Source organism: Thermomonas sp., assembly GCF_025993755.1.
Taxonomy (GTDB): domain Bacteria; phylum Pseudomonadota; class Gammaproteobacteria; order Xanthomonadales; family Xanthomonadaceae; genus Thermomonas.
On record NZ_JAMQHN010000026.1, the window covers coordinates 1 to 5,634 of the forward strand.

6 protein-coding genes and 1 pseudogene are annotated in these 5,634 nt (G+C 67.2%); all 7 read left to right on the forward strand.

The window, feature by feature from the left end:
• Positions 1-140 precede the first annotated feature (140 nt).
• Positions 141-632, forward strand: coding sequence for a nucleotidyl transferase AbiEii/AbiGii toxin family protein (locus Q0X16_RS01895; RefSeq protein ID WP_297830055.1), 492 nt, complete (start codon positions 141-143; stop codon positions 630-632).
• Positions 629-823, forward strand: coding sequence for a hypothetical protein (locus Q0X16_RS01900; RefSeq protein WP_297830056.1), 195 nt, complete (start codon positions 629-631; stop codon positions 821-823). Before Q0X16_RS01895 ends, Q0X16_RS01900 begins: the two co-directional genes overlap by 4 nt.
• 39 nt (positions 824-862) lie before the next feature.
• Positions 863-1,408 carry a type II secretion system protein gene (locus Q0X16_RS01905; RefSeq protein WP_297830058.1) on the forward strand — a complete coding sequence of 182 codons (546 nt, stop codon included), beginning with the start codon at positions 863-865 and terminating at the stop codon, positions 1,406-1,408.
• Entirely contained in the window at positions 1,395-1,847 is a 453-nt protein-coding gene (locus Q0X16_RS01910) for a hypothetical protein (RefSeq protein ID WP_297830060.1), read from the forward strand. The genes Q0X16_RS01905 and Q0X16_RS01910 overlap by 14 nt, the downstream gene beginning before the upstream one ends.
• Positions 1,847-2,689 carry a type II secretion system protein gene (locus Q0X16_RS01915; protein ID WP_297830062.1) on the forward strand — a complete coding sequence of 281 codons (843 nt, stop codon included), beginning with the start codon at positions 1,847-1,849 and terminating at the stop codon, positions 2,687-2,689. The genes Q0X16_RS01910 and Q0X16_RS01915 overlap by 1 nt, the downstream gene beginning before the upstream one ends.
• Positions 2,670-3,110, forward strand: a complete 441-nt coding sequence (locus Q0X16_RS01920) for a hypothetical protein (RefSeq protein WP_297830063.1) — start codon at positions 2,670-2,672, stop codon at positions 3,108-3,110. Before Q0X16_RS01915 ends, Q0X16_RS01920 begins: the two co-directional genes overlap by 20 nt.
• A gap of 75 nt (positions 3,111-3,185) precedes the next feature.
• Positions 3,186-5,634: pseudogene (locus tag Q0X16_RS01925) on the forward strand (hypothetical protein); the annotation flags it as partial.

A 5,634-nucleotide genomic window follows, 5' to 3' on the forward strand; every position in this document is an offset into this window, starting at 1 on the left:
GAAGCGGTTGCGGCGCGAGCGCGAGAAGGCCTTTTACGGCGAGATCGATTTCGTGCCGGGCAAGAGCCACGACGAAGCCGCCGCCTGCCAGCCCCCGGGTTTTTGCGCCCGCGCCGACTTTCGCGGCATGAAGGCCTGACATGAGCATGTTCGAGACCCTCCGGCGCCTGCTTGATGCGGAAGTGGACTTTGTCCTGGTGGGCGGATTGGCGGTGGCATTGCATGGCTACCAGCGCGTGACGCTGGATATCGATCTGGTGCTGGCGATGACACCGGAGAACCTGCGCCGTTTCATCGAGATTGCGAAGTCCGATGGGCTCAGGCCGGTCATTCCCGTGCCGATCGAGTCCCTCGCCGATCCTGAATTGATCGACCGCTGGCACAGGGAGAAGGGGATGCTCGCCTTTGCCTTGCGCGGCGAGGATTTGTCCAAGTGCGTGATCGATGTCCTGGTCAGGTCGCCCGTCCCCTACGACCAAATGAAGCGGGATGCCGTTCAGGTACCCGTGGGGCCGCTGACGGTGCCGGTCGCATCGATCGACCACCTGATCGCCATGAAAACCGGCACGGGCCGCGGCAAGGATCGGATCGACATCGAAGAGCTGCTGAAGATACGGGCCGCGCAATCATGACGACCGCTGAAGAGAACTTCCTTCTGCTTGAAAGGATTGATGCCGACCGGCAGTTCCTGCTGCTGGCGTTGCAGAGCAATCCGGCATTGCTGGCACGAGCCGACGCGCGCGTGCGGGAATGGTTTTGCGCCGTCCCGCCGGGACTGACTTTTCCGCCGGGCGGAGGCCTGCCGCCGACCGGCGTGAAATAGTTCCTGCGCCGCTGCCCCGGCGCGGTGTAGCATCCGGTCATGCGCGTATCGGCCAAGAGCATCGCATCCATTTGCCCCGCGGCGCCGTGCGCGCCCGCGCGCCGTGCCGCCGGGACTCACTTTCCCCGGGCCGGGCGCGCGCGCCAGGGCGGCTTCACTCTCGTCGAGCTGGTGGTGACGCTGATCGTCATCGGCATCCTGGCAGTGGCGGCGCTGCCGCGCCTGTTCGACCGGGGGGATTTCGACACCCGCGCTTTCCTGGACCAGACGGCGGCGGCCCTGCGCTATGCCCAGAAGGCGGCCATCGCCCAGCGACGCACCGTCTGCGCGGCTTTCGCGGCGAACTCGGTGACGCTCACCGTCCGTTCGACGGCAGGCGCCGGCGCCTGCGACACCCCGCTCGCCGGTCCGGCGGGCGGCGCGCCCTATACCGTGACGGCGCCCGGCACGGCGGTCTTCAGCCCGGAGCCGGCGGCGCTGACCTTCGATGCCGAGGGTCGTCCCAACGCCGGCGCGACGATCACCATCGCCGGCGCGCCGGCGGCCATCACCGTCACCGCGGAGACGGGCTATGTCGTCTATTGAGCGTTCGCGCGGCCTGACCCTCGTCGAACTGGTCATCTTCATCGTCGTCGTCTCGGCGGCGGTGGCCGGCGTGCTCGCCGTGTTCGTGCAGACGACGCGCGCCTCCGCCGACCCGCTCATCCGCAAGCAGGCCGTGGCAGTGGCCGAATCGTTGATGGAAGAGATCATGGCGGTGCCTTATGCCTGTCCGGACGCCTCCTGCGTGGCGGTGACGACGGCGAACCGCGGCGCCACGCATGCCGTGGCCGACTACAACGGCTTCGCCATGACCGGCATCTCGGCCGTCGACGGCACGGCCATAGCGTCGCTTGCGGGCTATAACGCCGCGGTGACGGTCGTCGCGCAAGCCCTGAACGGGGCGAACGGCAGCCGCATCACCATCACCGTCGCCTCCGGCGCCGAGTCGATCGTCCTCGAAGGCTGGCGGGGGAACTACTGATGCGCCGGCAGCGCGGCTTTACCCTGGTCGAGGCGGTGACGGTGATCACGATCACCGGCATTCTCGCCGCCATCGTTGCCGTATTCATTACCCGGCCGGTGCAGGGGTACATGGACACCGTCCGCCGCGCCTGGCTGACGGACGCCGCAGACACGGCCCTGCGGCGCATCGCGCGCGATGTGCAGTCTGCGCTGCCCAACAGCCTGCGGCCGAACGGCGCGGGGCCGAACCTGGAAATGCTCGTCGCCGCCACGGGCGGGCGCTACAGCCAGGACGCGGCCGACGCCGCCGGCTGCTTCGCCGCCGGCTGCACGGGCCTGACTTCCCTGGGCAGTGTCATCACGGCGAGCGGCGAGCGCGTCGGCCAGCGGCTGTCGGTCTACAACCTCTACAACAACGACGGCGGCGGTTGCGGTCCGACCAATCCTTCCGCCTGGTGCGGCAACAATACGGCGGTCATCACCGCTTCGACGGAAGGCGGCGACGCCGACGGTCTCGCCTTCGCCAGCACGGCCTTCAAGCCCGCGACTGGCAGCCCGTCGCGGCGCTTCTTCGTCGTCACCGGTCCCGTCGCCTACGTCTGCGACGGCGTCGGCGTGGCCGGCGACAACGGCACGGGAACGCTGTCGCGCTACGAGGGCCATGCCATCGCGGCGGCGCCCGTTTTTCCGCCGGCCGGGGGCACGGCCCGCTTGCTCGCCCACCGTGTTTCGGCCTGCCAGTTCACCTATCAGCCCGGCGCGACCGAGCGGCAGGGACTGCTCTCGCTCTATCTCGAATTGATGGAGGCGGGCGAGCGGGTGGGCCTTTATCACGAGGTGCATGTCGACAATGCGCCCTAACGGCTTCGCCATCGTCTCCGCCCTGTTCCTCATCGTCGCGCTGGCGGCGCTGGGGGCGGCGATCATGCACTTCACCTCGGTGCAGCAGGTTGCCGGCGCGCAGGACATCCAGGGCGCGCGCGCGCTTGCCGCCGCCCGTGCCGGGACGGAGTGGCAGGCCGCCGTCATCCTGGCCCAGGAAACGAGCGGCAACCCGCAGTACGCCTGCGCTGCGCCGGCGAGTTTCGCCTTCGCCGGCTTCGATCTGGCCGTGTCCTGCGCCCACAGCGACCATGCCGAGGAAGGCAACACGGTGCGGGTCTATCGCATCACCTCCACGGCTTCCGCGGGCGGTGCTGTCGGGACGCTGGGATTTGTCGAGCGGCAGGTGTATATGGTGGTGTCGACTTGCAGGAATACGCCGAATGGCGCCTTGTGCTGACAGCATGGGGAATGCTTGGTTGCGCACCGCCGTGTCGCGGGGACTGACTTTTGCCGGAGTTATATGAGGCGAGCCATGAGACTGTTTCTGATTTCCCTGCTGCTCGCGCTGGGCGTGTTCGAGGCCCGCGCGGCGCTGACCATCAATTCCGTCACCCTGAACGGTGCCGCCAGCGTCATGGTGGCGCCATCGGCGAGCATCACCGCCACCGTCACTGAGACCAACACGTCGGGGTCGAATTGGAGATCGACGCGTTTTACGACCAGCCCGGCCACCTCGACGACCTGCGTGAATCATGCCAACCGGGACGGCAATGGCACCTATACCCTCTCGTTCTCCATTACGGCACCGGCGGCCGAGGGCACTTATGACGCCATTTTCAGAGCTTCCTCGGACAACAGCTGCACCGGCACGACGAGTCCGCTCTATACCCTGTCTGCCGGCATCGTGGTCAACAACCCGCCGACCGTGCTGTCGATCAACCGCGCTTCGCCCGATCCGACTACGTCTGGCGCCACGGTGAGCTGGACGGTGACGTTCAGTGAGGCGGTCACGGGCGTCGATGCCACCGATTTCACCCTGGCGGAGAGCGGCCTGACCGGCTCGTCGATCACCGGGGTGAGCGGCAGCGGTATGGTCTGGACGGTGACGGCGACGGTGGGAAGCGGCGAAGGCGCGCTGGGGTTGAATCTCGTCGACAACGATTCCATCCGCGACACCCTCAATATGCCGCTCGGCGGGACCGGGGCCGGCAACGGCAATTTCACCGGACAGACCTACACCGTACCCTTCAGCTGCACGCCACCTCCCGACGCACCGCCGGGGGTGACCTGCGTCTGCGACGATTTCAACCGGGCGAGCCTCAATCCTTCGCCGATCTATGGCGCGAACTGGATTGTCTCGACCAGCGACACGACGGGCATCCTGCCCAGCATCGTGGCCAACCGGCTGCGTCTGACCAACAACACCGCAAACAATGCCAAGGCCGCCACCCTGCCGGCCATCTTCCCGGCGGCGGGCAACTATTTCTCGGTGGATTTCCGTTTTTACGCCTACAACCGCACCGATGGCACCGGGGCGGACGGCGTCGCCGTTGCGCTGTCCGACTACTCGGTGCCGGCGGTGCCGGGTGCCTATGGCGGCTCGCTCGGCTATGCCCAGCGTTGCGGCGTTAACGGCTTTGCCGGCGGCTGGCTCGGGGTGGGGGTCGACGAGTATGGCAACTTTCGCAACGACGACGAGTGCCGCGGCAACGGTCCGCCGCCGAGCGGGCTGGTTGCGCAGTCGGTATCGGTGCGCGGCTCCGGGACGGACATGTCCGGTTACCTGTGGCACGCCGAAAGCGGCGCCTTGTCGCCCGCGGTGGACGTGGCCGGCGCAACGCCCGGGCCGGGCCACCGCTACCGCATCGTCGTCGATCATTCGAACAATAGCAATGCCTGGACCTCGGTGCAGCGCGACACCGGCAGCGGATACGTGGCCGTGATTCCGACCTACGACGCCAAGGCCCAGGCCGGCCAGGCGGCGGTGCCGGCCAACTTCCAGATTTCCTTGACCGGCTCGACTGGCGGCTCCAACAACATCCACGAGATCGATGACCTGCGCGTCTGCGCCACCACCATCTGGCCGCCGAGCGGCGGCACGGCGAGCGGCTTTTCCGCCATCGACGAAGCTTACGGCAACGCCAGCGGCTCGCCCAAGCCGGCTGCGCTAAGTTATCTGACCGGGCATGTTTACTTGAAGGCAATAGGGCAGCCCTTTCAGCTTAACGTTGCCGCCCTGAACAGCATTAACCAGGTTCAAACGGCCTATGTCGTGTCCGGATCGAAATACCTGCAGGTGAAGCTGGTCGACAACAGCGATGGCGGGTGCGTGCTGGACAGCAGTCAGCCGGGTTACTGCAACGCCTCATGTATCGCCAAGACCGCCGTGGCCGGCGGCAGCCAGGTTCTCACCTATACGTCAGCCGACGCCGGACAGAAACGGACGGGCAACTACACGCTCAACACGGCATGGAGAAACCTCGCGGTGGTCATGCGCGAATGCACCACAGTCGCCTGCAGTGCCTTCACCGCCACGCCGGCGGCCTGCTCGACCGACGGCTTCGCCGTGCGCCCGCTGGCCGTGACGAACCCGACCACCAGCGCCACCCAGAGCGGCACCGGCGGCACACCGATCTTCCGCGCCGGCAGCGACAACTTCACCGTTGGGGCGACGATTCCCGGCATCAGCGGCAATCCAAGCGGCTATAACGGTGTGCTGCGCATCGGCAACCAAGCGGCCGTCGCGCCGGCCACGGTGCTCGGCGGGTTTGCGCCGACGCTCTTCCCGGCGGCCGTCTCGGGCACGCCCAATGCCAGTACGACGGGCAGCTTCAATTACAGCGAGGTCGGCGTGGTGAGCCTGCCCGGCTACGACCCGGCAGCGAATGCCACTGCCCTGCGCGGCATCTGGGACGACACCTGGAGCGCGGTGGACAGCGATCCGACCAAGAATGACTGCATTGCCGGCAGCTTCGCCAACA

Excerpts from the sequence above, each read along its gene's own strand:
- Q0X16_RS01920 (WP_297830063.1), top strand. The coding sequence starts at position 2,670 with ATGTCGACAATGCGCCCTAACGGCTTCGCCATCGTCTCCGCCCTGTTC.
- Q0X16_RS01900 (WP_297830056.1), top strand. The coding sequence starts at position 629 with ATGACGACCGCTGAAGAGAACTTCCTTCTGCTTGAAAGGATTGATGCC.
- Q0X16_RS01910 (WP_297830060.1), top strand. The coding sequence starts at position 1,395 with ATGTCGTCTATTGAGCGTTCGCGCGGCCTGACCCTCGTCGAACTGGTC.
- Q0X16_RS01915 (WP_297830062.1), top strand. The coding sequence starts at position 1,847 with ATGCGCCGGCAGCGCGGCTTTACCCTGGTCGAGGCGGTGACGGTGATC.
- Q0X16_RS01895 (WP_297830055.1), top strand. The coding sequence starts at position 141 with ATGAGCATGTTCGAGACCCTCCGGCGCCTGCTTGATGCGGAAGTGGAC.
- Q0X16_RS01905 (WP_297830058.1), top strand. The coding sequence starts at position 863 with ATGCGCGTATCGGCCAAGAGCATCGCATCCATTTGCCCCGCGGCGCCG.